Here is a 26,573-nt window from a genome sequence, read left to right on the forward strand (position 1 = left end):
AAGCGAAAAAGAAGTATCCTTCCGGAACGATATGCTAGGCAGCGGCCGCAAAAGCCGCTGATATCGCTTTCGCACATTCATCTTGCGAAGGACCGATATGGATTCGAACCACCACCCCGCATTGCAGACGCCCACCGGCCTCGGCGCCAATGCCACCCGCGACGTCACCGGCGCCCTCAACGCGCTTCTGGCCGACGTCTTCACGCTCTATCTCAAGACCAAGAATTTCCACTGGCACATGTCGGGCGCGCATTTCCGCGACTACCACCTTCTGCTCGACGAACAGTCGGACCAGATCTTCGCGATGACCGATCCGATCGCCGAACGGGTGCGCAAGGTCGGCGGCGCGACCCTGAAATCGATCGGCCACATCGCGCGGCTGCAGCGTATCGACGACAACGACGCCGAGTTCGTCACGCCGCTCGACATGCTGGCCGAGTTGCGCGACGACAATCAGCGCCTCGCCGCGGCCATGCGCGAGACCCACGGCATCTGCGACGAAGCCGGCGACGTCGCCACCGCGAGCCTGTTGGAAGTGTGGATCGACGAAACCGAAAGGCGCATCTGGTTCCTGTTCGAAAGTGCGCGCCACGCCGAGAGCGCATGATCGAGATCGTCATTGCCGCGCGCAGGAAGAATCTCGGCGGCGGATTGGAAGTCGGACGTGTGCTGCCCTTCGCCCAGCGGCGGATGGTGGGACCGTTCGTCTTCCTCGATCACATGGGGCCGGCCGATTTCGCACCGGGCGAGGGCGTCGACGTGCGCCCGCATCCCCATATCGGCCTTGCCACCGTGACATATCTCTTCGACGGCGAGCTGCTCCATCACGACAGTCTCGGCACGGTGCAGCCGATCCTGCCGGGCGAGGTCAACTGGATGACGGCCGGACGCGGCATCGTCCATTCCGAACGCACGCGCCCCGAAACGCGCGCCCGCGCCCGCACGATGGACGGCATCCAGGCCTGGGTGGCGTTGCCCGCCGAGATGGAAGAGACGGCGCCCGCCTTCGCGCACAGCGAAAATCTTCCCACGTTCGCCGAAGGCGGCATTTCCGGCACGCTGATCGCGGGCCATTTCTTCGGGCTCAAAGCGGGCGCGGTGCTGTCGCCGCTGTTCTACGTCCATCTTGAGATGGGCCCCGGCAGTCGCCTGACGCTGCCCGACGAGCATCGCGAGCGCGCCGCCTATGTCGCGCGCGGAACGATCGACGCCGACCACACACCCATTCCCGCCGGTCAGATGGCGGTGTTCGCGCCCGGACCGGCGCGGATCGATGCGGGCGATCATCCCGCGCGGGTGATGCTGCTGGGTGGCGAACCGCTGGGCCCGCGTCACCTGTGGTGGAACTTCGTCTCTTCGCGCCCCGAGCGCATTGCCCAAGCCAAAGCCGACTGGCAGGCAGGCCGCATGCCCTTGCCGCCGTCCGATTCGGGCGAATTCATCCCCCTGCCGCCCGAGCCGTCGCAGCCCAGCCCGACCGACCCGGTTTAGGATGGGCGCGCTCCGGTCGCGCGCCTACGGATGTCATCCCCGGTGTTTTCTTTTCTGCCCCCGTCGTTACGGGGGGAAGTGGCCGCGTGAGCGGCCGAAGGGGGGCGCCCGCAAGAGTCCGGCTTTCGGCAGTGACCTGCGCCAAATCCGCCGCCTGCCCGGCGTTGAAAGCGGGAGGGAGAATCCCTATGGTCCCCGGCCTCTTGGGGCGTCGCCAAGTGGTAAGGCACCGGATTTTGATTCCGGCATTCCCAGGTTCGAATCCTGGCGCCCCAGCCATCTTTCACGCGTGAAGGATGGCCTCCGAAGCCTCGGCGAAGGAGGATCACGCAATATCTCGAGTCTCATGTTCCTGCGCTGCTGAGAGGCATCAGGCTTGAAGACCTCCCGGTTGGAGGCAGTCGCGAATGGTGAAGGCAAGCCGTTCGCGGCTCGATATTCAGGCCCCTGAGGTTTTATGGCCTTGGGGGCCTTGCCATTTCTAGCAGTCCCATCTCCGCTGCCTTTGTTCGCGCCGCGCTTTCGGTCATTGTCGCCGTCGTTGAAAAGCGTGAGAGCCGCACAACGGCTGGTTGGCTGTAATGTGGCGGAAATGCGACGAGCATCCGAAATCTATGGTTGATAACGCAACCATCCCCCACCGGCGGTAACAAACCCTCTGGAATGTAATATAACTCGTGCGGGAATGACACCGGTGTCAGACAAACGCCCACATATTGGGACCGGTGTCATCGTTCACCTGGGAGGGCAACATAATGGAAAACCAATTTCGGCGGCTTCTGAAACTCGGCGTCTGTGCCGCCGTGCTCGGCGCCGTGCCGGCGTCCGCGCAAGATACGCAGCAGATGGAAGTCGTCACGGTCACCGGCTTCCGCGGAAGCCTGGAAAAAGCGCTCGATGTGAAGCGCAATTCCGCCAGTGCGGTCGACACGATCATGGCGGAAGACATCGCCAAATTCCCCGATCTCAACCTGTCGGAATCGCTGCAGCGCGTTCCCGGCGTCGCCATCAGCCGCGATGCCGGCGAGGGCCGACAGCTATCGGTCCGCGGTCTCGGCGGCGGATTTACCCGCACACTGGTCAATGGCATGGAATTGCTGTCGACCGGCGGCGGCACCGATGCGTCGGGCGGCACCAACCGCACCCGCACCTTCGACTTCAACGTCTTCGCGTCCGATCTTTTCAACCAGATCGATGTCGAAAAGACGTCGATGTCCGAAACCGAAGAAGGATCGCTCGGCTCCACCGTCAAGCTCTACACGGCCCATCCGCTCGACATCGATGGCTTCAAGCTGGCCGCATCCGCCAAGGCCGGCTACAACGATCTGTCGCACACCTATTCGCCGCGCTTCTCGGCCCTGATCTCCGACACGTTCTTCGGCGGTAAGCTAGGTGTTCTGTTTTCCGGCGCCTTCGTCAACCGCGACCTGCTCGACGAGGGCTTCTCGACGGTGCGCTGGGCGGGCGGCGCGTCGCCGGTCGCCAACGGCTTCCGCTCGGTTTCGGGCGTCAGCTACAACGGCACGGCTCTGACCACGACCGACTTCAACAGCTCGGCCGCCAGCACCGTATTCCATCCGCGCATCCCGCGCCTCGACAAATACGTCGACAAGCAGCACCGCACCGGCTTCACCGGCTCGGTCCAGTACAAGCCCGATGACGCGACGCTGTTCACCCTTGATGCGCTCTACGCCAATTTCGGCGGCACGCGCGAAGAGCAGTTCCTGGAATCCTTCACCTTCCAGCAGACCGGTGTCTGCGGTCCCACATCGCCGGCCTCGTGCGGCATCAACCAGGTCGACATCGTCGGCGGCACCGTGATCGAACCGCGTAGCGGCGTCCGCGAACTCGTCGCCGGCACGTTCAACAATGTCGATGCCAAATCGGAACGCCGTCACGACAAGCTGATGACGGAAGTCTATCAGGTGACGCTGGCCGGCACGCACAGCTTCAGCAACAACTTCACCGTGAAGGGTTTCCTCGGATTCAACAGCTCGGTCTTCGCCAATTCCGAGCAGACCACGATGCAGTTCGACCAGTACAACGTCCAGAACTACAAATACGACTTCTCGACGCCCTTCCCGACCATCACCTATGGATCGGCCGATCTGATGTCGTCGACGGCATGGCAGCTCGTCGAAATCCGCCTCAATCCGAACTGGGTCTACAATCGCGATACTCAGGCTCAGATCAACGCCGAATGGAAGGTAATGACCGGACTCACGCTGAAGGCGGGTCTCAATTGGGTTGAAGCCAAGAACCGGGCGGTCACGTTCAACCGGTCCAACGGCACCAATGCATCGCGCGGCGCCGTGCTGCCGACCGGCGTGCCGGCGCTCTCGACCGTCGGCATGACCGAAACCTTCAATCTGCCGAGCCAGCCTTCGGGTAATCCCACCAAGTTCTTTGCCCCGAATATCATGGCGGGCATCGAAGCTCTGCATCTCTACGACTCGACCTACCAGAGCGCACAGACCGTGATCGCGAACACGACCTGGGTGTCGCCGTTCAAGTCGACCTGCTTTACGACCGCCGGCTGCGGCGTCTTCAACGTCGGTCCGGAATCGGCCCTCGGCAGCAACTACACGGTTCAGGAAAACGCGCTGGGCGGCTATCTCCAGGCCGATTTCGACACCGATCTGTGGGGCGTTCCGGTGCGCGGCAACTTCGGCACCCGTGTGGTCCAGACGATCCAGAACTCGCTCGGCTACGGCGTTCTGACGACCAAGTCGGGCGCCATTACCACCAACACCATCACGCCCAGCACATATCATCGCGTTTATGCGGACGTTCTGCCGTCGTTCAACATCGTGGTCGAACCGATAGAAAATCTTCTGTTCCGCGTGTCGGGTGCCAAAGTGATGTCGCGGCCGGGCCTCGGCTCGCTCAATCCGGGCGTGACGTTGAGCGTTTCCGGCAACAAGACGGCTACGGCTGGCAACCCCGAGATCAAACCCTACCGCGCCAAGACGTTCGATCTTTCGGCGGAATGGTATTTCGCCAAGGGCGGCCTGATTTCGGTGGCCGGCTTCTACAAGGAGGTCGGGACTTTTGTGCAGACCTATACCTCGCCGCAGAGCGTTTTCTCGGCGAACCCGTGGGGCCTGCCCGATAGCCAGGCCGACGCGGCGTGCGGCACGCTTGCCGGGTGCTCCGCCAACTCGGTGGTGTGGACGTTCTCCTATCCGATCAACACGCCCGGCGGACCGGTCAAGGGCATCGAAATCAACTACCAGCAGCCCTTTACGTTCCTGCCGGGGCCGTTCGACCGGTTCGGTGCCATCTTCAATCTCACGCTGGTCACCTCGAAGATCAAATACCTCAACGCCTCGGGTGCGGTTTCGGCGGTCGACCAGCTCACGAACCTGTCGCAGCGCTCGTGGAACGCGACGCTGTATTATGAAGACGATGCCTTGAGCGCGCGTGTTTCGGCGGCCTATCGCTCGAAGTACCTGACGCAGGTTCCGGGCCGCAACGGTTCCGATGTCGAAGGCACCGCGCCGACGCTGAACGTCGATGCGTCGATCACCTACACGATCGACGAGAACTGGGCTCTCACGCTCGAAGGTCTGAACCTGACCAACCAGCGGCAGAGCCAGTACTTCGACTCGTCGGAAATGCTTTCGTTCAAACACATGACCGGCCGCGAGTTCCTGGCCGGCGTGCGCTTCAACTTCTGATCCCGTCCTCGCGGGAGGTTCCTGGGCGCCGGGTTTTTCCGGCGCCCTTTTTTTCGCGTGTTCTGCGGCGCTCGCAATGAACCCGTCACTTCACCCGATTGCAGCCGTCTCTTCCACGCCGCGCATTCTTGCGGCGTCGCGGGCCGGGGGCAGGCCGAACAGCCGGGCGTATTCGCGGCTGAACTGCGACGGGCTTTCGTAGCCGACGGCAAAGGCGGTGCGGGCGGCGTCGTGGCTGGTCACGATCAGGCGGCGGGCTTCCTGCAGGCGCAGGTTCTTCTGGTATTGCAGCGGGCTCAGCGCGGTCGCCGCCTTGAAATGGCGGTGGAAGGTGGCCGGGCTCATGCCGGCGAGATCGGCCAGCGTTTCGACCCGGATCGATTCATGGAAATGGGTTTTGATCCAGTCGATGGCGCGGCGGATCTGGTTGAGATGGCTGCCGGTATGCACGATCTGGCGCAGCGCCGTGCCTTGCGGGCCCTTGAGCAGGCGGTAATGGATTTCGCGCTCGCACAGCGGCGCCATCACCGGAATGTCGGCGGGCGTATCGAGCAGTTTGACGAGCCGGTGCCAGGCGTCGAGCAGATCGTCGTTGACCGGGCTGACGGCGAAGGCGGGGGCCTGCGGCTCGGCGTTCGGCGGCGCATCGGAGAGGAGTTCGGCGAGAGGCTCGGGATCGAGCGCGTAGGCGAGGCAGATATAGGGCTTGTCGGCGCTGGCTTCGACGATCCGGGTCGAGGCGGGCAGGTCGAGCGAGGCCACGAAATAGCAAGACTCGTCGTAGCGCAGCGTCCGCCCGCCGATGGTCGCCTCCTTGGCGCCCTGCAGCACCAGACACACCATCGGCCGGTAGAGGCCCACGGTCGGCTCGGTAGGCTGGGGCGAAACGACGATCGACAGATTGGGAATCGGGGTCGTGGTCCGGTAGCCCGCGGCATGGCGCAGGGCCGGCTCCCGTAAGGGCTGGAGGTCAAGCATGCCCCTAAGATCGCGCCGGGAACCCCTGCATGCAAGGCCGTGAGAGGATCAGGCAAGAAATCGAGCCGATCGGGCGCCCCAAGGAACCCTTCCGTCTCCATTTAGGCAAGGAGCAGCCGGATTTCCGGCCTCCCCAACGAGAGGAATGGCACATGACAAACACTTACGGCGCGAAATCGACCACCGACGAGGTGCTGCAAGGCATCGACCTCACCGGCAAGCGCATCCTGGTGACCGGCGTATCCGCCGGACTCGGCGTCGAGACGGCGCGCACCTTGAAAGCCCATGGCGCCCATGTCGTCGGCGCGGCTCGCGATCTGGCCAAGGCCGAAAAGGCGACGGCGGTGGTCCGGGCGGAAAAGAACGGTAGCTTCGAACTGATCGAACTCGATCTCGCCTCGCTCAAGAGCGTCCGCGCGGCGGCCGATGCGCTGGTCAAGAAGGGCGAAAAGTTCGATCTCGTCATCGCTAACGTCGGCGTCATGGCGGCGCCCAAGGGCTCGACCGCCGACGGCTTCGAGACCCAGTTCGGCACCAACCATCTCGGCCACTTCGTCTTCGTCAACCGGATCGTGTCGCTGTTCAAACCGGGTTCGCGCCTTGTCAACCTGGCCTCGTCGGGCCACCGCTTTTCCGACGTGAACCTCGAAGACCCCAATTTCGAGCACACCGACTACGATCCGTGGATTGCTTACGGCCGCTCCAAGACCGCCAACATCCTGTTCGCGGTGGAATTCGACCGTCGCCACAAGGCTGAGGGCATCCGCGCCGTGGCGGTGCATCCGGGCGGCATCAACACCGAACTCGGCCGCCATTTACCGCCGGGCGAGATCGAAAAGCTGATCGAGAACGTCAACAAGAACCGCCCGGCCGACGACCCCTTCCAGTTCAAGACCATCCCGCAAGGCGCCGCCACCACGGTGTGGGCAGGCGTCCGGGCCCCGGCCGATCTGGTCGGCGGCACGTATTGCGAGGACTGCCACATCGCCGAGCCGGAAAACGGTCCCGGCATCATGGCTGGCGTGCGCGCCTACGCCCTCGACCCTGCCCGCGCCAAGGCGTTGTGGGCGAAAAGCGAGGAATGGGTCGGCGAGCAGTTCTGACCCGAACTTTCCTCCCCCGCGGTGCGCTAGTCTCTGGAGGGCGTGAGCCCTCTGGAGCCTAAGCGGAGGAGGGTGCGGTAATTCGCGAGAATCCGCCGCTTGCCGGGTGGGGAATGCCCCGCTATAACCCCGCGCCTTCCCCGCAAGGGGGATTGGCCGGAGAGTAGCTCAGCCTGGTAGAGCACCACGTTCGGGACGTGGGGGCCGGAGGTTCGAATCCTCTCTCTCCGACCAGCATTTTCCCAACATTTTCAAAGAAATAGGGCGTCTGGCTGGTGCCAAACGCCCCGTTAGGCTTGTCGGTGGCCGCCGGACCGGCCGCGGCTACAAAATCCGCTTCAACCCCGGCACCTGCCGCAGCAGCGCTCCGGCCGCAAAGCTCGCCACCAGGGCGGCAGCCCACGCGAAGGCAAACATACCGAGCGCCGGCCATTGCAGCGGCCGCATGGCCAGCGTGATCGCCACCAGCACCGGCGGATGGATCACATAAACCGCGAAACCGTTGTCGGAGAGAAATCCGGTCAGCCGGTTGCGGATGTTGAACCGGTCGCGGAAGACGATCAGCAGTCCGACGCAGAACAGCACGCAGACGATCTGTTCCCAGAAGGCATAGATCGCGGCCGCCCACGTCAGGCCGCCGGCGATGTCGGCGAAGCTTCCGTGCATCATGGTGTTCAGCACCGTGAGCACGGCGATCGAGATCGGCGCGCCGATCACGGCGGTCGCCAGCATCGGCGTGCCCCAGCGGGCGGGCAGCGCTTCGATCCAGCCGCGGCGCCGCGCCAGGATCCCGAGCGGGAACAGCACCACGTATTGCGGGAAGAAGCAGAACTGCATGTTGTGCCAGGACGTCCCGACCGGCGCGACTTGGCGCACCAGGAACGCCGCCGCGCCGACCGCTACGCCGATGCTCAACATGGCGATGAGGGAGGGGGCGGTAGGATTTGCGGGCGCCGCCGGAACGCGTCGGACGATCAGCCGGAACACGGCGTAGATGGTGCAGAACGCCAAGAGCGCCACGGCGAACCACAACGGGCCGGTGCCGTTGAGCCAGCCGGGATGCGAGACGTACTCCCACCACGCCGCGGCAAGGCTCAAGCCGGACTTGTCGTACCAGCCGAGCAGGAAATAGCCGGTACCGATATGGATGATGAAAATGTACAGCAGCGCTGGCAGTCCGAGCCGGAAGGCGCGGTCGCGCAGGAAGCGGACGAAGCCTTTGTGGTCATAGGCGGTGGGCACGAAATAGCCCGCCAGGAAAAACAGAAAGCCCATGAAGAAGGCCTGCAGCGAGGCTTCGTAGGCGATCAGCGCGATCTGCGACACCGGATCGGGTTGGGTGGGACTGTGCCAGTACCAGCCTCCGACACCGCTATAGGAACACGCGGCGTGAACGCCGACGACGAAGATGATGACAACCCAGCGGAGATTGTCGATGAAATCGACCCTTCGGGCCGGTTGTGCGGTCATTGCTGCTATCCCCTCGAACGATGAATTGCGTCGCGAACTAAAATCATGACGGAGTGCGGCAAGACGTCTGCCGTCTTCCCACCGATGCTCAGATTTCGTATCGGTCAGGCAGGTTCAACGGGTGTGGGGCCGGTGGATGCGAATACGTGATGTCTGGCAGCGGCTTGTGACGATCGGCGCGGATTTGGGGACAAACGGCACGCCGCGGCGGACCTTTCTGTTCACCCTCGGCGCCGTTGCGGTGGTTGGGGCGTTCATCAACACCCTGGGCGTGATTTCCACCCTCCATGCCAATCCGCGCCTCTCGGTGATCGAGCCGATCATCTGGGAGGGATCGAGCTGGATCACGCTGGTTTCGTTTTTTTGGATTGCGTGGGTGGCCTACTGCCTGGCGCCGCCGAACCGCCTGAGCTGGCGCCTCTTGCTGCACATTCCGGCTTTGCTCGCCTTCGCCGTCGGCCATATCGGCGGCTTCGTTCTCTTATGCAAGGCCGCGTATTTCGCGATGGGGCGGCACTATGTGTTCGCGCCGTTTTGGGAGAGCTTCTTCTACTCGCTCGGCCGGGATGCGTTGGCGTACGTCGTGTTCATGGCGGCCTTCGGCTTCACCCTGTCCCTGTTGCGTCAGCAGCAGGCCCCGGCACCGCAGCCGCTCACCTTCGACATCCGCGACGGCACCAAGCTCAATCGGGTGATGATCGAGACCATTCTCGCGGTGTCGTCGGCAGGCAATTACGCGGAATTCGTGCTGCGCGACGGCCGCCGGCTTTGTATGCGCTCCTCCCTTTCGGCGCTCGAACGCGAACTGGCGCCGCATGGCTTCGTGCGGACGCACCGCTCCTGGCTGGTGAACGCCGCCGCGGTGACCGCGCTCAATCCGGAAGGCTCGGGCGATTATGCGATCGGCCTCGGCGCGTTGACGGTGCCGCTGTCGCGGCGCTTTCCGGAGGCACTGGCAAAACTTCGCGCGAATTAGCGGACTGCAGCCTTCTCTTTATGGTTGTAAAATTCTTTTCCCAACCGTGTGAGTAGCATAACAATGCTCCGGGGGGTGCCGTAGGGCGCGCCCGGAAAAGCTGCCGGGACGGGGGAGACGATGCACGGTTATGGCATCGCGGGCCTTTCGGTAGAGAGCGACATCGCTTTGCCGGGGTTGATTGCCCGGCCGCTGAACGGCGAGCCGCCCGATGTCTGGATCCGGCAGGCGCCGGTTCCGGCAAATCTCGAAAACCCCGACGCCTCCGGCCCCACCTGGGAAATGTCCGGCGACCGCTTTCTCTTGCGCATACCGGGCATCGTCCGGTTTCTTCTGACCGGCGGCCGCGTTCTCGCCTTCGCGCCGGAAGGCCCGGTCGAGGACGTCCGGGCGTTTCTGCTGGGGACGGCGTTCGGCATTCTGCTGCACCAGCGCGGCGCCATCGTGCTGCATGCCAGTGCGGTGAAGGTCGGCGGCAAGGCGGTGGTGTTCTGCGGCGCGTCGGGTGCGGGAAAATCGACTATCGCCGCCGCTTTGGGCCAGCGCGGTTATCCGCTCGTGACCGACGACGTCGGTGCGGTTTCGTTCGATTCCGCGGGCACGCCGGTGATCTATCCCGATGGGCGCCAATTGAAACTGTGGGCGCACGCCATCGCGCAGTTGGGTTTTTCCCGCGGCGAGGCGGTGCGCGACGCCATCGAGAAATTCTATGTCGAGCCTCGAGAGGTATTCGGCGAGGCGATGCCGCTCGGCGCGATCTACGCGTTGCGCGAAGCACGGCCGCCGATCGTGCCGGGCATCGAGCGGCCGAATGTCGTCGACGCTTCGCTGCTCTTGCGCCGCAACGCCTATCGTCCGCTTCTGGTGCAGCGCATGGGGCGGCGGGCGGACTATTTCTATGCGGCGACGGCGATTGCCGGCCATGCCGGGATTTTTCACCTCAGCCGTCCTCTCGATTTCTCCGAACTGCCCGCCGGGCTCGATGGGCTGGAGCGGCATTGGCGCGAAACCGGTTTAACGGAGAAGCCGTCGTGACCAGAACCGTTTGGCTTGCCTCCTATCCCAAGTCCGGCAACACCTGGGTGCGGATGCTGGCCGCCAATTGTCTGGCCCAGGACGGACGGCCGGTCGGTATCAACGATCTGTCCGAACGCAGCGGTATCGCCAGTGCCCGCGCGCCGTTCGATTTCCTGCTACTGATCGACTCCGGTCTGTTGACCCACGACGAAGCCGATCGTCTGCGGCCGCGGGTTTACGAACAACTCGCTCGCGGCGCCGAGGACGACACCTACGACGTGCCGCAGGAGCGCCCGCCGGTCCGTCTCGTCAAGGTGCACGACGCCTATACGCAGACCGCGCAAGGCGAACCGCTGCTTGCCGGAAATCGCGGCGCGGACGGGGTCATCGTGATCGTTCGCGATCCGCGCGATGTGGCGCCTTCGCTCGCCCATCACAACGGCACCGGCGTCGACCAGGCGATCGCGTTCATGGGCAATCCCGAGGCCTGCTTCTGCGCCAAGACGCGGGCGCTGACCGACCAGTTCCGCCAGAGGCTGCTCACCTGGAGCGGTCATGTCGCGAGCTGGCTCGATCAGGCCGATCTTCCCGTCCATCTCCTGCGTTACGAGGATTTGCAGGCCGACGCCGCCGGGACGATTGCGAAAGCCTTGGATTTTGCCGGCTGCCCGGTTGCGGATGAGCGGATCGGGGGCGCGGTCGAACGGACGCGGTTCGCCGAGTTGCAAAGGCAAGAGCTGGATGCCGGCTTCCGCGAAGCTCCGCGCACGCCCACGCAAGGCCGCTTCTTTCGCCGCGGTGTGGCGGGCGGCTGGCGGAGCGAACTCACCGCCGAACAGATCGCCCGGATCGAGCGCGAGCATGCCCCGATGATGAGCCGGCTGGGATACGCGCTATCCGGTGAAATGCCTACTGCGAGAAGGAAAGCCCTGTCATGATGGTGCGAAAGCTGGACGGCTGGCTGGCGGCCAAGGTCGGCGGCGAACTGGTGATGATGAATGCGCAAAAAGGCAACTATATCGGCCTCAGCGAAGTCGGCGCGCGGGTCTGGGAGTTGATGGACTCCACCCAGGATTTTGAAGCAATTTGCGCCGAGCTCGACCGCGAATTCGACGTCGTGCCCGAAATCTGCCGCGCCGAGGTGAAGGCGTTCCTCGAGGATCTGGTGGAGCACGGGGCTGTGGCGATCGACCGCGCGTGAGGCCGGGTGAAGCGGCCGCCGCACTCGGCTTTCTATTTACTGCGCCTTAAATTTTGTAGCAGACCATGGCAGCGTGGGTTCAGAAGAAGCGCGGGTCATGGCTGCCGTATCCAGCCGAGAAAACGTGATCAGCTTGGCCGAAGTACGCGCCGAGCGCCGCCCTGCCTTGCCGGTCTCCTTCGAGATGGACTGGAACCAAATCCATGCCGAAGAAGAGCCTTGGGAACTCGGCCGGACGATCTGGTTTGCCGTGGCGATCTCGGCGGCCTTGTGGGCGGTGATCGCCGGCCTGCTCTGGTTCGTCTGACTCATTCCTCATTCCGGTCACGGTTTCGTTAGCGCGCGTCGGCGCGGCTGCTGCTACCGTGCGCCCGGCGGATTGTTTGCCGGGAGAGGACGATGACGATCGATTGGCGGAAGCTTGCGACCCCCGCTGCGATTTTGGGCGTACTGACGCTGCTTCTGCATCTCATGACCAATGCAGGGTACGGCATTTTTCGCGATGAGCTCTATTTCATCGTCTGCGGCCGGCGCCTCGCCTGGGGCTATGTGGATCAGCCGCCGCTGGTGCCGATGCTGGCGGCATGGTCGTGGGCGTTGTCGGACGGCTGGCTGACCGCCTTCCGTCTGGTCCCGGCTTTGGTGATGTCGCTGACGGTCGCGGCGACGGCCGAGTTCGCCCGCCAGATCGGCGGCGGCCGCTATGCGCAATGGCTGGCGGGTCTGTGCGCGCTGGCGGTGCCGCATTTCCTGTCGATCGGCCTCTTGTTCACCACCGACACCTTCCAGGCGATCAGTTGGCTGGCGTGCGCCATGATCCTCGTCCGGATCGAACGCACCAGAGACGAACGCTGGTGGCTTGCTTTCGGCGCCGTGGTCGGCCTCTGCCTGCTCAGCAAATACATGATCGCCTTCTACATCGGCGCGCTCGCCGTCGGACTTCTGGCGACGCCGCTGCGCCGCTCCTTGCTGCGTCCGTGGGTTTACGGCGGCGCCTTGGTGGCGATCGTGCTGGTTCTGCCGAATGTGTTGTGGCAGCAGGCGCACGGCTGGCCGTTCCTCGAACTCGGCAAGGCGGCGATGAACGGCAAGAACATCGCGCTGTCGCCGGGCGCGTTCTTCATGCAGCAGATCTTGATCGTCGGGCCGCTGGCGGCGCCGGTCTGGCTGGCGGGGTTGTGGGCGTGCCTCGCCCGGCCGCGCTGGTCGACGTTCCGCGCCTTTCCCATCGCCTATGTCCTGTTGTTTGCGTTCTTCGTCGCCACCCACGGCAAAGCGTATTTCCTCACCTCGATCTATCCGATCCTGTTCGCTATCGGTGCGGCCCGGATCGAGCAGTGGTTTGCGTCCGTGGCTTTGCGCGCCGCTTTGCTGGCCCTCGTCGGGTTGACCGGCGCGATCACTGCGCCGCTTGCCATCCCGCTGCTGCCGGAAGAGAGCTACATCCGCTATGCGGCCGCGTTGGGCATGGGGCCGTCGGTGTCGGCCGCCGAGCACCTGAAACAAGGCCGCTTGCCGCAACACTTTGCCGACCAGCACGGCTGGAAAGCGATGGCGGAGAAGGTTGCCGCGATCTATCACGCGCTGCCGCCAGCGGATCGTGCGAAGGCGGCGTTCTACGGCACCAATTACGGCGAGGCGGGCGCCATCGACGTTTACGGCGAAAAACTCGGTCTGCCGCCGGCGATCAGCGGTCACAACAATTATTGGCTGTGGGGGCCGCGGGGCCATACCGGCGACGTGGTGATCGAGATCGGCGGCACGCGCGAAAATCATCTGAAGGAGTTTCGCTCCGTCGAACTCGGCGGCACGCTCGACGATCCTTACGCCATGCCCTACGAGACGGGCCAGCCGATCTGGATCGAGCGCGGATTGAAAAAGCCGCTCGCCGAGGTCTGGCCGAAGGTGAAGCATTACGAATAAACCAAAGGCCCCGCGAGGATCGCTCCTGCGGGGCCTTGTTCAATACGCGGTAGGCAAATCAGAGCGCTTGCAGGAAAAGTGGGAACCGGTTTTCCGTCCGCAAGCGCGACAATCAAAAACTCTAGAGCAGGGTGAAATTGTAGGTCAGGTTGACCTTCACCGTGTCCTTGGTGGCGTCCTTGTTCGCCATCCAGAAGCCGGCGTCCGCCTTCTTGATGTCGTTGCCGACATAGCGCACGTCGAGCGAGAAGCTCTTGTAGACGGCGGTGAAGCCGACATCCCAGTGCCAGTAGTCTTTGGGCGCCAGTTCGACATACTGACGGCCGACGGTGCCGCTGACGGTCAGCCAGTCGGTGAGGGCGTAAGACGCCGTGCCGGCGCCGTACCAGCCGTCGCCGCCTTCCAGGCTCCATTCCGGCGAATAGGCACCGGTCAGCGATAGGGTGAGCTTGTCGAAGGAGTGGCTCAGGATGCCCTGCATTTCGAAGTAGCTGGCCTTGGGGCCGCCGTGGGCGTCGTAGTCGGGGTAGCTGTAGTAATAGGCTTCGACATTGAGGTCGGTGCCGTAGATGTCGAAGTGCTTGCCGCCGTAGATATCCATCTCGAAGCCGGGATTCTTGCCGCCCCAATCGGTGCGCGCCAGCCAGGTGCCGGCATAGAAGCCCATCGGGCCGGTCCAGTTCAGCGAACCTTCCGGCGTGATTTCATTGTTGTTCTGGCTGATGCCGCGATACCGGTAGTCGCTTTCGACTGCCAGATAGCCGCTGATGCTGCCGTATGCCGGCGCATCGTCGGCCAATGCCGGAACCGCCACGGTGGCCATCATTGCCGCGGCAAATGTCAGTTTCAGGCCAGTCGATTTCATGGTCATCGCCCTCGAATGCTTCATGCAGCGACGCATCGTGCGTCAGTGCTGTCTACATGTCGTGTCAGGGCGGCCCTCAAGGCAATATCCAACCGGACGGCGTTACGGCAGGAAAACCGCGAATCAGGCGGGATTTGGGGGTGCGTTGTTGCAATGCAACACCAATTGGACACACCTTGAGCAGTGTGCTGCCCAATTAGACGGCATAATTTCGATTCGTAAGAACGTCTAACGGAACGAGGTTTGCCCCACGGCGAGGTGCAATCCGCCGTCCGCCAGCAGCGTTTCGCCGGTGACGTGGCGCGAAGCGGGGCCGGCGAAGAAGGCGACGATGTCGGCGATATCCTCCGGCGCGGCGACGCGTTCGAGCGGCACCGTCTTGGCGTGCTCGTCGGCGAGGCGCTCGGCGGTTTCGGTGCCGAAACTGCGCGTGAACCAGGAGGAGGCGACGAAGCCGGGGCATACCGCGTTGACGCGGACGTGAGGCGCCAGCGCCCGCGCCAGCGATCGCGTCATGGTGTTGAGCGCGCCTTTCGAGGCGGCATAGGCGATCGACGATCCGATGCCGAAGGTGCCCGCGATGGAGGAGACGTTGACGACGCTGCCGTGTCCGCTCGCTTTCAGCGGCGCGATGACCGCGCGCACCATCTGGAAGGCGCCGATCACGTTGACGCCGTAGAGCCGCTGGAAATCGGCCTGGCTCAAGGCATCGAGATCGGCGTGGGCGGCGAATTTGGTGATGCCGGCATTGTTGACCAGAATGTCGACGGTGCCGAAGGCTTCGATGGCGGCGGCAGCAATCTTGCGGCAGTCGGCGTCGCTGGCGACGTCGCCCTGGATCGCAATGGCACGCCCGCCGGCGGTTTCCACCGCGGCCACGACGGCCTCCGCTTCGGCTTTGCTTCGGGAATAATTCACCACAATATTGGCGCCTTCGCGGCCGAATCTACGGGCGACCGCCGCGCCGATGCCGGTAGCGGAACCTGTGACAATCGCGGTCTTGCCTTTGAAGCCTCTCTCGTCCATGACCTGTCCCGGATTTCATCTTGCCGAAGTTGCGCCTGAAATGCACCTTAGAGCGCTTTCCCGAGAAGTGGGTATCGGTTTTCGGGCTGAAAGCGCGAATATTAACGGCAATCGAAATTTGAGCCAATGACGCTGCAAGGAGCGACCATTAGCGGCCAACCGTCCGTTTTCGCTCGGGCCCGGATGCGCCTCGTGCGCCGGTCGCGACGGCACGCCTATACCCAGGCGGCGCTTCGGATCGTGCTGGTGCGCCACGGCCGTCCGGCGATTTCGACCAAGCAGCGCACCGGCCATCTCGGGTTCAGCGATTATATCGACGCCTACGAAGCCGCCGGCCTCGATCCGTCGAGCGTGCCGCCGGAAGAATTGCAGGATCTCGCCAAAGGCTTGTCCGCGATCTTCACCTCGCAGCGTCCGCGCTCGCAGGAAAGCGCCAAGGCGATCGCTCCGCACGCGGAATTGATTACCGACTCCCTGTTCGAGGAAGCGCCGCTGGCGAGCCCCAAGATTCCGCTGATCCGTCTCGGCGTGCCGGCCTGGGCGGTGATGAGCCGCTTGCTGTGGCATGCCGGTTATCATCCCGAGATCGAGAACTACCGCCGCGCCAAGCAGCGCGCCAAATCGGCCGCCGACATCTTGATCTTCAAGGCGCAGGAAGACGGCACCTCGGCGCTGGTCGCGCACGGCTATTTCAACGCCATGATCGGCCGCGAACTGGCCCGCCGCGGCTTCAAGAAAACCGGCTCCCATCGCGTCCGCTTCTGGAACGCCGTGGTCTACGAACTCGGCTGAACCAGAGCCGCTGCTAGCTGCCTTTGCGGCAATCTTATTTTCGACGTAGTGCGTTCAGCGGCGGTTCAGAAGCCGTTTGCGATACATACACTCGAAACGTCGCCAATGGAGCAAAGCGATGATGTTCGAGTACCGGACCTTCAAAAAAGCAATTCTTGCGGCGTCCTTTGCGGTTGCCGCGTTTGCCGGCGCCACCACCGCCGCATCGGCGCATCAATCCTATACGCGCTGCGATAGCGACGGCGACCGTTGCTGGCGCGTGATCTGCGACGACGACGGCGACGACTGCCGCCGCGTGCCGCTGGATCGCGATCGCTATTCCTATTGGAACAACCGCTACCGCTACGGCCAATACGGCCAGTCCTACGGCGATCGTTCCTACGACAACCGCCGCCATGGCCGCTGGGTCTGCGACGACGACGGCGACCGCTGCCGCTGGGTGGCGACGTCGTGGTCGTGGTGGGGCGGGCGCTAACCGCCCTCGCGCAGCGGGTTTATGGCATTCCCGCGCCGCCCGCTGCGCCGTAAACCTGTCCGTTGGCATAGCTGGCGTCGGCCGCGGCAAGTTGCACGTAGATCGACGCCAGTTCCGCCGGCTGACCGGCGCGGCCGAGCGGAGTCTGGCCGCCGAATTTTTCGACCTTTTCCGGTTTGGCGCCGCCCGCGATGTTGAGCGGCGTCCAGATCGGTCCCGGCGCCACGCCGTTGACGCGGATGCCTTTCGGTCCGAGCTGCTTGGCGAGCCCGCGGATGAGATTGGTCGTCGCCGCCTTGGTCATCGCGTAGTCGAAAATCTGCGGCGAGGGATCGATCGCCTGTTCCGAGGTGGTGGCGATGATGGTCGCGCCCGGCTTCAGATGCGGCACCGCCGCGCGGAGAATCCAGAATGGCGCATAGATGTTGGTCTTGATGGTGGCGTCGAATTCTTCCGTCGTGATGTCGGTGATGCTGGCGTGCTCCTGCTGACGCGCCGCGTTCGAGACCACGATATCGAGCCCGCCGAGCATCTTGACCGCATCCTCGACCAGCTTGGTGCAGAACGCTTCGTCGCGAAGATCGCCCGGAATCGCCGCGGCCTTGCGTCCGGCCTCGGTGATGAGCGCGAGGACCTCGCGCGCGTCCTCTTCTTCCGCCGGCAGATAATTGATCGCCACATCGGCGCCTTCGCGCGCGAACGCGATGGCGGCGGCGCGCCCCATGCCGGAATCGCCGCCGGTGATCAGCGCCTTGCGGCCGGTCAGTCGTCCCGATCCGACATAGCTTTTCTCGCCGTGATCGGGCGGCGGTTCCATCTTGCAGGCAAGGCCCGGCCAGGGCTGCTGCTGTTTCTTGTAGGGCGGCCGCGGATATTTGCTTGTCGGATCTTGAAGGCCGGTTGCCGTTGTAAAGTCGCTGCCGTGCTTGTCCATCGCGCGTCTCCGGAAGGGGTTTGCGGAAAACAACGCGGTATCGCCACGCCTGTTGCGGGCCTATGCTCACCAAGCTGTGAATGTTAGCGCTGCTTGCGCTATGGCATTATTGTCCGACATTTTCCGGAGTGTCTGCCATGAAGGCGACAAGCCTGGTTTCGATCCTCGCACTCGCGGCCGCGATCGCCGTTCCCGCATCCGCCGCATCGCTCACCGACTACGACGTCCAGAAAGCCGACTCCTGGGCCGATGCCCTGGCGATCTGCGATGTCTCCAAATTCCTTTTGTCGGAACCGAACCTGAATTCGGAAGTCATCATCGCGCCGGTTCCGGGCGGGGCGCCGGTGGCGCTGTACCGTCCGCTGTTCCTGCCGCCGGCCGGCTTCTATTCCGACGTCATGCGCGACACCTACGAGCGGGCCAAGGCGTCCGGTCAGGTGACCGCCGAGGCCTACGGCGCCGCGCGCAACCACTATGCCCAGCTTATGCTGTCCGCCTATCACGGCACCAAGGCGGACCTCACTTATCTCGCCGATCGCATGAAGCTCTGCTACGCGCTCGCCGCCGATGCCTCGGGCCGCGCCAAGCCCGGCAAGAGCGAGATCAAGAAGTAGCGCATGAAAAAGGCGGCCAGCCGGGTGGGCTGACCGCCTGAGTCTGCGCGGCTGTCAGTGCTTTTCTTTGATCGTCGCCGAATAGCCGACTTCGAAGCTCACCGCGTCCTTGGGCGCGTGCTGGGTCGCGGGCGCTTCCGGTTCCGGCTTGGTGCTGCTGTCGAGCTTCTTCATCACCAGCGGGATCAGCGCATTGAGGCTGGAGCCGAGATCGCCGCCGCCCAGCGTCAAGGCGAGGTTTTCCGGCATGAAGCGCTGCGTACCCGCCGCCAAGGCCTTCACCACATTGACGATGGCGGTCTGGTCCTTGCCGATGGCGAGCTGCTGGGCTTCGAGGCCCTTGGCCACGGCGAGGCCTTCGGCTTCGGTCTTCACCGCGCTGGCGCGGCCGACTTTTTCGAGCCGGTAGCTTTCGCCGTCGGCTTCGTTCTGGACGCCTTGCGCCTTGTTCTTGGCGATGTCGATGCCGATGGCGGAGCGCGCCAGTTCCGACTGCATGTCGGCCTTGCCGCGCGCCTGTTCGAGTTCGAGGCGCTGGCCTTGCGCCCGTTCTTCGGCCTTGTAGGTCTCCTGCTGCTGATTGGCGATTTCGCGCGCCGTCAAGACATCGACGAGCTGCTGCGGGAACACCACGTCCTGGATGTACACGCCGCGCGTCTCGATGCGATACTGCTTCAGCTTCTCGGTGATGTGTTCCTGCGCCTGCGACTGCACTTCCTGCCGCTTCTCGATGAAATCGATGGCGGGCATCGATTGCAGCTTGTCGCGGAAGTGGTTGCCGACCGCGGCCTGCAAAACCTCGGTGACGAGATTCAGCATGGTGCCGACGATGGAGATCACTTTCGGCGCTTCGGTATCCGGCACATGGATCTGCACTTGCAGGTCGATGTCGAACACAAAGCCTTCGCGCGATTTCGCCGTGATCTGCTTGAGCGATTTATCGAGGTCGTGCGCGGTGGACGTCGCCTCGGCCCAGTTGAGGGTCAGGATGAAGGTCGGCACGATTTCCGCCGAATAGCAGCGCGGATTGATCGCGTATTTGCCGGTGCGCAAAGGCTCTTGCCAGATGCCGCGGTGGCCGGGGCGCACCAAGCTGCCGAACTTGAAGTCGGCGCCCGAGGTGTCTTCGGTGGCGAGGCCGACGTACGCCTTCAAGACCGCGACTTCGCCCTGGTTCACCACCAGCATCGGCACGATTTCGACCGACACTAGGAACGGATTGAGGTTATAGGCGCCGTACATCAACGGGTCGTGCTGCAAACCGATGCGGCCGCCGCTATCAAGGAACGCCTGGAAGTTCTGGTAGTTGTTGTGGGTCTCGTTCTTCACCGCCAAGACCGATTCCACCAGTTCGGCGTCGGTGTTGTTCGGCTTGCCTTCGATCTCGGAGATTTCCGCGAAGTCGCCGATGCGGTTGGCGATGGCGCCCTTGGGCAGCGGCGGGCCTTCGTAGGTGGTGACGATGCCGATCATGTCGACCACCCGGCCGCCGCCGCAGTCTTTCGGTTCGATGCGCACGACATCGAGCTGGTCGGGATTGAGGCCGAAGGATTCCGGCTTCAGGCTGCCGTGACGGGCGGCATAGGCATAGCGTTCGTCGATCGGGGCGCCGAACACCGTGTCCTTGGTGATGACGAGGAAGCCGACCGGATGGATCGCGACGGCCGTGCCCGGCGGCAGCACGGGGCGCTGCACGCCTTTCTGGCCGCCGCCTTTCACGAAGGTCTCGACGTCGGAGAAGTTGCCGAACGCGTCCTTAAAGACGGCCGACTTGGCGCCGACCGGCAACGGCTCGCCGACCTGGGCGATGACGACGCCGATCTGTCCCGCCGGAATCTGCACCATGGGATAGCGCGAAACGTCGTAGACCGGCCACAGTTTGAAGCGCCAGCCCGGCATCAAGAGTTTGGCCTGATAGCCGGCTTCGCCGTCGAAGGCGATGACGCAATCGGCGCCGAGCCGCTTGAAGCCGAAGCGCTTGCGCACCAGACCCACTTCTGTGGCGCCGATCAGGCGGATGGATTTGACGAAATGGAAGACGATCAGGAACAGGATGATGGCGATTCCCCAGCCGACGCCGGAGAGACCGACATTAGCAATGTCGAACATTAAGCCCCCTTCGTTGCGCGCCAAGCCGCCGCGGCGCTCGGGGGAGCACCGGTTCGGTTGCGGTCAACTGTCAGATGATGTTTGCCGTTAAGATGCGCGAACGCGCTCCATGTGTTGGCGAGACTCATGTATGCGCGCCCCCCGGCAAAACAAGGCTATTGAAAACCGTTCGCGATGCAAAAAACAGATGGCAGCATGCGTCCCGGCCGCGCACCGATTTCACTTGACGGACATGTGAGGGGGCGAGTCGGCAGACATCTTTTTCGTCTCGCACCAATCGTGTCATCCCCGGCCGACCGTCCGAAGCTGCGGAGGATGGGAGGGGAAGGGGGCCCAGGTATTACCAACGGTACAGTGATGAAGAATGCACACGACCGTTTCTTCGGCGCCTGCGCGATGCACGCACCTGGGTCCCCTTCCCCTCCCACCCGCGCTTAAGGCGCGTCTGTTCGGCCGGGGATGACAGGCTTTGCTACGGCGTCACGCCCCACTTGGCATAGGTTGCCGCGACATTGGCATCGAGTTTCTTCGCCGCTTCGATGTCGGCGTTGCCGCCCGCCTTGTCGCCGAGCTTCAGTTTGGTCACGCCGCGCATGAAGAGCGACGGCGCCTGTTTCGGTGCGACGGCGAGCGCGGCGTCGAATTCCTTGAGCGCTTCGGCGAATTTGCTCTGGCGGAAATAGATGAAGCCGCGCGAATCCAGCACCGCGGCGGATTTCGGCTCCAGCGTCAGCGCCTTGTTGCAGTCCGCCAGCGCCTTGTCGAGATCGCGGTTGAGAAGTCCGCGCGCCCAGCAGCGGTTGCCGAGCACGACGGAGGCTTCGGGAAGCTGTGCCAGCGCCGCGTCGAGATCGGGCATGGCTTTGACGGGATCGTCGGCTTCGAGATGCAGGCTGCCGCGTTCGGCCAGCACCGCGGCGTTGTCCGGATCGATCGCCAGTGCCCGGTCGAGATCGGCCAGCGCGTGGACGAAATCGCGCTTGCGGCCATAGAAATGGCTGCGCCAGTAGAACGGGCCGATGTCCTTGGGCGCCAAGGCGATGGCTTTTTCGAACGAGGCCAGCGCGCCGGCGTCGTCGTGCGCGGCGGTCTGGATGCGGCCTTTCAGAAGCCAGCCTTCGGCGTTGCCGGGCTGCAGCTCGATCATCCGCGCGCAGTCCTTGAGGGCGAGATCGATCTTGTTCCCATCCCACAGGGTGCGGGCCCGGAACGACAGGGCGTAGTAATAGTCCGGCTCGAGCGCCAGCGCCTTGTCGAGATATTCGGTCGCGCGTGCGGTTTCGTCCTTGTCGTAGGCGAGGACGCCCATCCGCGCCAGCACGTAGGGCTGGTTCGGCTGGATCTTGAGGGCGCGTTCGAAATCGGCGCGGGCGAGATCGAGCTTGTCCCGCATCATGTAACTGGCGCCGCGGTCGGCGAGTGCCGCCATGTAGTCGGGCGACAGCTTGAGGACGGCGGTGAAATCGGCAATCGCCTCGTCGAATTTGCCGAGGCCCATATAGGCTTCGCCGCGGTCGAAGCGGTAGTTGAGCGCGCCGGGGGCGAGGTCGATGGCGCGGCCGTAATCCTCGATGGCGCGATCCATGCGGCCGGTACGGGCATAGATGCGGGCGCGGTTGTTGAAGCCGAGGGCGTAGCGCGGATCGGCGGCGATGGCCTTGTCGAAATCGGCAAGGGCGCGGTCGTAGTCCTTGCGCTCGGCATAGATCAGGGCGCGGTTGTTGAGGGCGTTGGCGTTGCGCGGATTCTGTTCGATCGCCTTGGAATAGTCCGCCAGCGCCAGATCGTACTGTCGCATGCGTTCGCGCACCACGCCGCGATTGTTGTAGGCGAACGAGTTGACCGGCTGCAGCCGGATCGACATGTCGTAATCGGCGATGGCGAGTTCGTTCTGCAGCAGTTTTTCGTGGGCGTTGCCGCGGACGTAATAGTTGTCGGCGGAATCGGGCTTGAGTTCGATGGCGCGGTTGAGGTCCTTCAGCGCCCGCCCCGGCTGGCTGGCTTCGACATAGGTGGTGCCGCGCTGGGCATAGGCGTCGGCGTTGTCGGGATCGCGGGCGAGGACGTCGGCATAGGTCGCGGCGGCTTCGTCGAACCGCTCCTGCTCGCGATAGATTGCGCCGATGTCGAGTTCGGCCGACACCAGCGCGGGGTCCTTCGCCAGCGCCGTTTTGAGTTCGTCGACGGCGCGGGCGTACTTGCCGGTGCGCCACAAGGCGCGGCCGAGGCCGGCATGGGCCTGGGCATTGCCGGGTTCGCGCGCCACCGCCTTGGCGAATTCGCCCGCCGCCTGCTCGGTGAAGCCGCGGTTGAGTTCGACCAGGCCATGCAGCAGCGCCGCCGCCGCCGATCCCGGCGTCAGGGCCGCCAGCGCGGCTTCGTCGAGGTGCCCCTTTTCGCGCCGCGCGTCGCCGCGATAGGCGATCCAGTGCGCCATCTCGGGATCGGCCTGCGCCAGCCGGTCGAGCAGGGCGTGCGACTGTTCGAAATCGTTCTTGATCGCCAGCACGCCCGATTGTCCGGCCAGGGCGCGGCCGTTGCGGTCGTTGAGCTTCAGCGCTTCGGTGAAATCGGCTTCGGCCTTGGCGAGGTCGTCGCGGCGCAGATAGTTCAGCCCGCGTTCGGAGTAGGCAGCGCTGCGCGCCTTGGCGCCGGCATTGGCGTCGTCGATCAGCTTGGTGCAGGCGGCGATGATGGCGTCGCCGTCATTGGGATCGGACGGCTCGTAACAGGCCTTGATGTTGGGCGGCAGCGCCTTTTCGGCGGGCTGCACTTTGGGAAATTCCGGCGGCAGGGCGGCGATCGCAGCCCCGGCCAACAGCACGCCCGTCAGGGCCGTCGCACACCACTTCACGCTACCCCCCACCCCATGTTTGGCGGCGACTATACGGCGGCAAACCGGTCCCCGGAAGGCGGCGTTGCCGCAGTAGCGCTGCAAAGCCCGGCGGGGGTGCTATGATTAAGCATGTTGTCCGAGATCGATCCGTTCTACGCCATGGAGATCAACCGCTTGGCCCATCGCCTGAAGGGGCGGGCGGTGATCCACATGGAATACGGCCAGCCCTCCACCGGGGCGCCCAAGGCCGCCCTCGACGTCGCCCATCGCGTGCTCGACAGCGATGCCATGGGCTATTGGGAAAGCCCCACGCTGCAGGAGGCCCTGGCGGCCCATTACCGCCGCCGCTACGGCCTCGACGTCGCGCCCGAGCGCTTCGTCCTGACCTGCGGCGCGTCACCCGCATTGGTTCTGGCGCTGACCGCGTTCTTTTCGCCCGGCGACCGCGTCGTGCTCGCCCGTCCCGGCTATGTCGCCTACCGCAATGTCTTGAAGGCGCTGCATCTGGAGCCGGTCGAGATCGCCTGCGGGCCGGAGACCCGCTACCAGCTCGCCGCCTCGCACATCGCCGCGCTCGATCCCGCGCCCCAGGGCGTGATCGTGGCGAGCCCCGCCAATCCGACCGGCACCATCATTCCCGATGCCGACCTGAAGGCCATTGCCGACGTCAGCCGCGCCCGCGGCGCCACCGTCATCTCCGACGAGATCTATCACGGCCTCTCCTATGCCGGTCCCGCCGCGACCATGCTCGCCTACGATCCCGGCGCCTTCGTGATCGGCAGTTTCTCGAAGTACTTCTCGATGGTGGCGTGGCGTCTGGGCTGGCTCCTGGCACCGGAAGACAAAGCCGAACGCGCCCGCGCGTTTTGCGGCAACATGTTTCTCACCGCGCCCTCGCTCAGCCAGCATGCCGGCGTCGCCGCGCTGGACGCGACCGAGGAACTCGAAAAGCATGTCGACGTCTATCGCACCAACCGCGATCTCTTGCTGAAGGCCTTGCCGCGGCTCGGCCTGTCCCGCATCGCGCCGCCCGACGGCGCGTTTTACGTCTATGTCGATGTCGGCCACCTGACCGATGACAGCCTTGCCTTCTGCAAGGAGCTTTTGGAAGACACCGGCGTCGCCATCGCGCCCGGCATCGATTTCGATCCGGTCGAGGGCCACCGCTTCATCCGCATTTCCTTCGCGGTGTCGACCGCCGAGACCGAAGAAGCGATCCGCCGGCTGGAGCCGTGGTTCAGGGCCCGCGCGCGCTAAGCGACGGCGCGCAGTTTGCCCGCCCGCCCCTCGGCCGTGCCGCCGACGCGGAAGAACGCGATCAGCTCCGACAGTTCGCTCGTCTCCATCGCCAGATTGCGCGAGGCGGCGGTCGATTCCTCGACCATCGCGGCGTTCTGCTGGGTGACCTGATCCATCTGGCCGACGGCGGCGTTGACCTCCTGGATACCGGTCGCCTGCTGTTCGGCGGCGCCCGCCATTTCGACCACGTAATTGTTGATCGCCGCGATTTCGTCGACGATGCGCTGCAGCGCGGCGCCGGTCTCGCCGACATATTGCACGCCGCTCGACACCTGCTCGCCGGACCGGTTGATGAGGGTCTTGATTTCCTTGGCCGCATCGGACGAGCGCTGCGCCAGGGCCCGCACTTCCGAGGCGACCACGGCAAAGCCCTTGCCCGCTTCGCCCGCGCGTGCGGCTTCGACGCCGGCATTGAGGGCGAGAAGATTGGTCTGGAAGGCGATCTCGTCGATCACGCTGATGATGTCGGTGATCTGCTTCGAGGATTGTTCGATCCCGGCCATCGCTTCCACGGCGGTTCCGACCACCCGGCCGCCGTCCTCGGCTGCCGATTTGGCGGCCACGGCGCGGTCGCGCGCGTCGCGGGCGTTGGCGGCGGAACGTTTGACGGTGGTGGTGATCTCTTCCAGCGCCGCGGCGGTTTCTTCGAGACTCGCCGCCTGCTGTTCGGTGCGCCGCGACAGGTCGTCGGCGGCGTGGCTGATCTCGCCGGCACCGTTGGAGATCTGATGGGTGTTGTGCAGCACCTTCTTCATCGTCTCTTCGAGGCGCTCGAGGGCGCGGTTGAAATCGTCCTTAAGCTTGGCGAACGGCCCGGTGAGTTCGGAAGTGATGCGGGCGGTGAGGTCGCCGCCGGCCAAGGCATCGAGTCCGGTACCGACGCTGCCGACGATCAGGCGCGTCTGGTCCTGCTTGGCTTTTTCCGCCGCGGCGAGGCGGCCGCGCAAAACGGAGGTGGCGCCCGCCAGCCGTCCGACTTCGTCGCTGCGATCGTCCTCGGGCACGGCGATGTCGAGATGGCCTTCGGAGAGCGCCGTCAGCACGTCGGTGACGGACTGCAGCGGCGCGGCGATGCGGTTCGCCATCGCCCAGGACAGGGCCATCGACAATGCGATGATGACGACGACGCTGATGAGGAACACGTTCTGTCCCGACTTCATGGTCGCGTTCAGCGAGGCGAAAGTGCTGTGCTTGGTCTCGTCGAGCCGGGCGACGATGGCGTCGAGCGCGGTGTTCATCGCCTCGTAGCGCTGCCGGGTTCCGGTGAGCATGCCCGCGGCGGTGGGAACGTCGCTGGTGACCATGTCGCCGACCGCCTTGCCGCGCTTGACGTAGGCCGACAGGAGTTCGCCGAACGCTTTGACCTCGGTTTCCGGCAGACCGGCGCCGGTGGCCGCCGCCTGGACTCCGGCGAGATCGGCTTGCAGGGCGTCGAATTCGGCCATGCTGGCCTTGGCGAGCTTTTCGATCTTGGCCGTGTCGCTTTCGTTGCTGGCGGTCGACACCAGGCTGTAGACGTTGGCCGTCGACTTCAGCGTCTTCGCTTTGAAGGCGTTGACGGTATCGGCATATTGGAGCACGCCGTTCTGCAGAGCGCTGGTTTTCTCGCGATTGCCGTCGAGCATGAAATAGCTGTAGCCGCCGAGGCAGGCCGTGAGAAATACGATGCACAGCGCCATCAGGGTCAGCTTGGCGCGGATCGACAGGTTGTTGAAGGTCGTGCTCATGGGGCTCGTCCCGGAGAGTTGCAAATAACGCCGTCGCGGGCGGCCCGTGTTGGGGCC

General features: G+C 64.3%; 22 protein-coding genes and 2 tRNA genes. 16 read left to right on the top strand and 8 right to left on the bottom strand.

What is annotated here, in order from left to right; all coding sequences use genetic code 11:
- Window positions 1-97 precede the first annotated feature (97 nt).
- The 4 genes from FHS84_RS09965 to FHS84_RS09980 all read left to right on the top strand — a co-directional run bounded on the left by FHS84_RS09965 (window position 98) and on the right by FHS84_RS09980 (window position 5,171).
- On the top strand, window positions 98-607 hold the full coding sequence (locus FHS84_RS09965; protein WP_166933615.1) for a Dps family protein: 510 nt from the start codon (window positions 98-100) through the stop codon (window positions 605-607).
- The gene (locus FHS84_RS09970) at window positions 604-1,491 is read left to right on the top strand and encodes a pirin family protein (protein ID WP_166933617.1); all 888 of its coding nucleotides are present in this window, start codon (window positions 604-606) and stop codon (window positions 1,489-1,491) included. The genes FHS84_RS09965 and FHS84_RS09970 overlap by 4 nt, the downstream gene beginning before the upstream one ends.
- Before the next feature lie 204 nt (window positions 1,492-1,695).
- Window positions 1,696-1,770: transfer RNA gene (locus FHS84_RS09975), tRNA-Gln, on the top strand.
- 476 nt (window positions 1,771-2,246) lie between these two features.
- The gene (locus tag FHS84_RS09980) at window positions 2,247-5,171 is read left to right on the top strand and encodes a TonB-dependent receptor (protein WP_166933619.1); all 2,925 of its coding nucleotides are present in this window, start codon (window positions 2,247-2,249) and stop codon (window positions 5,169-5,171) included.
- Window positions 5,172-5,261: 90 nt separating this feature from the next.
- Here FHS84_RS09980 and FHS84_RS09985 read toward each other — a convergent pair whose 3' ends face one another.
- Entirely contained in the window at window positions 5,262-6,149 is an 888-nt protein-coding gene (locus FHS84_RS09985; protein WP_166933621.1) for an AraC family transcriptional regulator, read from the bottom strand.
- Between the two features lie 152 nt (window positions 6,150-6,301).
- Here FHS84_RS09985 and FHS84_RS09990 point away from each other — a divergent pair, with 152 nt between their 5' ends.
- A complete protein-coding gene (locus FHS84_RS09990) occupies window positions 6,302-7,252 on the top strand; it encodes an SDR family NAD(P)-dependent oxidoreductase (protein WP_166933624.1) in 951 nt (316 codons plus the stop codon).
- A gap of 157 nt (window positions 7,253-7,409) precedes the next feature.
- Window positions 7,410-7,486: transfer RNA gene (locus tag FHS84_RS09995), tRNA-Pro, on the top strand.
- Window positions 7,487-7,576: 90 nt separating this feature from the next.
- Here the strand turns inward: FHS84_RS09995 and FHS84_RS10000 are convergent.
- Window positions 7,577-8,722: an acyltransferase family protein gene (locus FHS84_RS10000; protein ID WP_166933626.1), complete on the bottom strand. Its 1,146-nt coding sequence runs from the start codon at window positions 8,720-8,722 to the stop codon at window positions 7,577-7,579.
- Window positions 8,723-8,858: 136 nt separating this feature from the next.
- On the opposite strand from FHS84_RS10000, the gene FHS84_RS10005 reads away from it, so the two are divergent.
- From FHS84_RS10005 to FHS84_RS10030, 6 genes are all read left to right on the top strand, one after another.
- Entirely contained in the window at window positions 8,859-9,698 is an 840-nt protein-coding gene (locus tag FHS84_RS10005; RefSeq protein ID WP_166933628.1) for a LytTR family DNA-binding domain-containing protein, read from the top strand.
- Between the two features lie 120 nt (window positions 9,699-9,818).
- Entirely contained in the window at window positions 9,819-10,733 is a 915-nt protein-coding gene (locus FHS84_RS10010; protein WP_166933631.1) for a hypothetical protein, read from the top strand.
- A complete protein-coding gene (locus tag FHS84_RS10015; protein WP_166933633.1) occupies window positions 10,730-11,653 on the top strand; it encodes a sulfotransferase domain-containing protein in 924 nt (307 codons plus the stop codon). The genes FHS84_RS10010 and FHS84_RS10015 overlap by 4 nt, the downstream gene beginning before the upstream one ends.
- Complete coding sequence (locus tag FHS84_RS10020; RefSeq protein WP_166933636.1) at window positions 11,650-11,916, top strand: PqqD family protein; 267 nt, start codon at window positions 11,650-11,652, stop codon at window positions 11,914-11,916. The genes FHS84_RS10015 and FHS84_RS10020 overlap by 4 nt, the downstream gene beginning before the upstream one ends.
- Before the next feature lie 97 nt (window positions 11,917-12,013).
- Window positions 12,014-12,223, top strand: coding sequence for a hypothetical protein (locus FHS84_RS10025; protein WP_166933639.1), 210 nt, complete (start codon window positions 12,014-12,016; stop codon window positions 12,221-12,223).
- A 92-nt stretch (window positions 12,224-12,315) separates the two neighbouring features.
- Window positions 12,316-13,839, top strand: a complete 1,524-nt coding sequence (locus tag FHS84_RS10030; RefSeq protein ID WP_166933641.1) for a glycosyltransferase family 39 protein — start codon at window positions 12,316-12,318, stop codon at window positions 13,837-13,839.
- A 121-nt stretch (window positions 13,840-13,960) separates the two neighbouring features.
- Here FHS84_RS10030 and FHS84_RS10035 read toward each other — a convergent pair whose 3' ends face one another.
- Together FHS84_RS10035 and FHS84_RS10040 are read right to left on the bottom strand one after the other, a co-directional pair.
- Complete coding sequence (locus tag FHS84_RS10035) at window positions 13,961-14,704, bottom strand: TorF family putative porin (RefSeq protein ID WP_166933643.1); 744 nt, start codon at window positions 14,702-14,704, stop codon at window positions 13,961-13,963.
- Window positions 14,705-14,932: 228 nt separating this feature from the next.
- Complete coding sequence (locus FHS84_RS10040) at window positions 14,933-15,730, bottom strand: SDR family NAD(P)-dependent oxidoreductase (protein WP_166933645.1); 798 nt, start codon at window positions 15,728-15,730, stop codon at window positions 14,933-14,935.
- 192 nt (window positions 15,731-15,922) lie between these two features.
- Here FHS84_RS10040 and FHS84_RS10045 point away from each other — a divergent pair, with 192 nt between their 5' ends.
- Together FHS84_RS10045 and FHS84_RS10050 are read left to right on the top strand one after the other, a co-directional pair.
- On the top strand, window positions 15,923-16,522 hold the full coding sequence (locus FHS84_RS10045; RefSeq protein ID WP_166933647.1) for a histidine phosphatase family protein: 600 nt from the start codon (window positions 15,923-15,925) through the stop codon (window positions 16,520-16,522).
- Between the two features lie 118 nt (window positions 16,523-16,640).
- On the top strand, window positions 16,641-16,997 hold the full coding sequence (locus FHS84_RS10050) for a hypothetical protein (RefSeq protein ID WP_166933649.1): 357 nt from the start codon (window positions 16,641-16,643) through the stop codon (window positions 16,995-16,997).
- Window positions 16,998-17,016: 19 nt separating this feature from the next.
- Here FHS84_RS10050 and FHS84_RS10055 read toward each other — a convergent pair whose 3' ends face one another.
- Window positions 17,017-17,931, bottom strand: a complete 915-nt coding sequence (locus FHS84_RS10055) for an SDR family oxidoreductase (RefSeq protein ID WP_166933651.1) — start codon at window positions 17,929-17,931, stop codon at window positions 17,017-17,019.
- A gap of 137 nt (window positions 17,932-18,068) precedes the next feature.
- Here FHS84_RS10055 and FHS84_RS10060 point away from each other — a divergent pair, with 137 nt between their 5' ends.
- On the top strand, window positions 18,069-18,545 hold the full coding sequence (locus FHS84_RS10060; protein ID WP_166933653.1) for a hypothetical protein: 477 nt from the start codon (window positions 18,069-18,071) through the stop codon (window positions 18,543-18,545).
- 54 nt (window positions 18,546-18,599) lie between these two features.
- Here the strand turns inward: FHS84_RS10060 and FHS84_RS10065 are convergent, their stop codons facing one another.
- Window positions 18,600-20,654 (bottom strand): SPFH domain-containing protein, encoded by a 2,055-nt coding sequence (locus FHS84_RS10065; protein ID WP_166933655.1) that lies wholly within the window; start codon window positions 20,652-20,654, stop codon window positions 18,600-18,602.
- Between the two features lie 472 nt (window positions 20,655-21,126).
- On the bottom strand, window positions 21,127-23,508 hold the full coding sequence (locus FHS84_RS10070; RefSeq protein WP_166933657.1) for a tetratricopeptide repeat protein: 2,382 nt from the start codon (window positions 23,506-23,508) through the stop codon (window positions 21,127-21,129).
- A gap of 111 nt (window positions 23,509-23,619) precedes the next feature.
- On the opposite strand from FHS84_RS10070, the gene FHS84_RS10075 reads away from it, so the two are divergent.
- Window positions 23,620-24,747: an aminotransferase class I/II-fold pyridoxal phosphate-dependent enzyme gene (locus tag FHS84_RS10075; protein ID WP_166933659.1), complete on the top strand. Its 1,128-nt coding sequence runs from the start codon at window positions 23,620-23,622 to the stop codon at window positions 24,745-24,747.
- Here FHS84_RS10075 and FHS84_RS21545 read toward each other — a convergent pair.
- Window positions 24,744-26,516: a methyl-accepting chemotaxis protein gene (locus FHS84_RS21545; protein WP_208393786.1), complete on the bottom strand. Its 1,773-nt coding sequence runs from the start codon at window positions 26,514-26,516 to the stop codon at window positions 24,744-24,746. The two genes, FHS84_RS10075 and FHS84_RS21545, sit on opposite strands and share 4 nt — an antisense overlap.
- Window positions 26,517-26,573 lie beyond the last annotated feature (57 nt).

It is taken from the genome of Rhizomicrobium electricum (genome assembly GCF_011762045.1).
In the GTDB taxonomy this organism is placed as follows: domain Bacteria; phylum Pseudomonadota; class Alphaproteobacteria; order Micropepsales; family Micropepsaceae; genus Rhizomicrobium; species Rhizomicrobium electricum.

Coding starts and splice junctions, on each gene's coding strand:
- FHS84_RS09965 (WP_166933615.1), top strand. CDS start 98: ATGGATTCGAACCACCACCCCGCATTGCAGACGCCCACCGGCCTCGGC.
- FHS84_RS09970 (WP_166933617.1), top strand. CDS start 604: ATGATCGAGATCGTCATTGCCGCGCGCAGGAAGAATCTCGGCGGCGGA.
- FHS84_RS09980 (WP_166933619.1), top strand. CDS start 2,247: ATGGAAAACCAATTTCGGCGGCTTCTGAAACTCGGCGTCTGTGCCGCC.
- FHS84_RS09985 (WP_166933621.1), bottom strand. CDS start 6,149: ATGCTTGACCTCCAGCCCTTACGGGAGCCGGCCCTGCGCCATGCCGCG.
- FHS84_RS09990 (WP_166933624.1), top strand. CDS start 6,302: ATGACAAACACTTACGGCGCGAAATCGACCACCGACGAGGTGCTGCAA.
- FHS84_RS10000 (WP_166933626.1), bottom strand. CDS start 8,722: ATGACCGCACAACCGGCCCGAAGGGTCGATTTCATCGACAATCTCCGC.
- FHS84_RS10005 (WP_166933628.1), top strand. CDS start 8,859: ATGCGAATACGTGATGTCTGGCAGCGGCTTGTGACGATCGGCGCGGAT.
- FHS84_RS10010 (WP_166933631.1), top strand. CDS start 9,819: ATGCACGGTTATGGCATCGCGGGCCTTTCGGTAGAGAGCGACATCGCT.
- FHS84_RS10020 (WP_166933636.1), top strand. CDS start 11,650: ATGATGGTGCGAAAGCTGGACGGCTGGCTGGCGGCCAAGGTCGGCGGC.
- FHS84_RS10025 (WP_166933639.1), top strand. CDS start 12,014: ATGGCTGCCGTATCCAGCCGAGAAAACGTGATCAGCTTGGCCGAAGTA.
- FHS84_RS10030 (WP_166933641.1), top strand. CDS start 12,316: ATGACGATCGATTGGCGGAAGCTTGCGACCCCCGCTGCGATTTTGGGC.
- FHS84_RS10035 (WP_166933643.1), bottom strand. CDS start 14,704: ATGAAATCGACTGGCCTGAAACTGACATTTGCCGCGGCAATGATGGCC.
- FHS84_RS10040 (WP_166933645.1), bottom strand. CDS start 15,730: ATGGACGAGAGAGGCTTCAAAGGCAAGACCGCGATTGTCACAGGTTCC.
- FHS84_RS10050 (WP_166933649.1), top strand. CDS start 16,641: ATGATGTTCGAGTACCGGACCTTCAAAAAAGCAATTCTTGCGGCGTCC.
- FHS84_RS10055 (WP_166933651.1), bottom strand. CDS start 17,931: ATGGACAAGCACGGCAGCGACTTTACAACGGCAACCGGCCTTCAAGAT.
- FHS84_RS10060 (WP_166933653.1), top strand. CDS start 18,069: ATGAAGGCGACAAGCCTGGTTTCGATCCTCGCACTCGCGGCCGCGATC.
- FHS84_RS10065 (WP_166933655.1), bottom strand. CDS start 20,654: ATGTTCGACATTGCTAATGTCGGTCTCTCCGGCGTCGGCTGGGGAATC.
- FHS84_RS10075 (WP_166933659.1), top strand. CDS start 23,620: ATGTTGTCCGAGATCGATCCGTTCTACGCCATGGAGATCAACCGCTTG.
- FHS84_RS21545 (WP_208393786.1), bottom strand. CDS start 26,516: ATGAGCACGACCTTCAACAACCTGTCGATCCGCGCCAAGCTGACCCTG.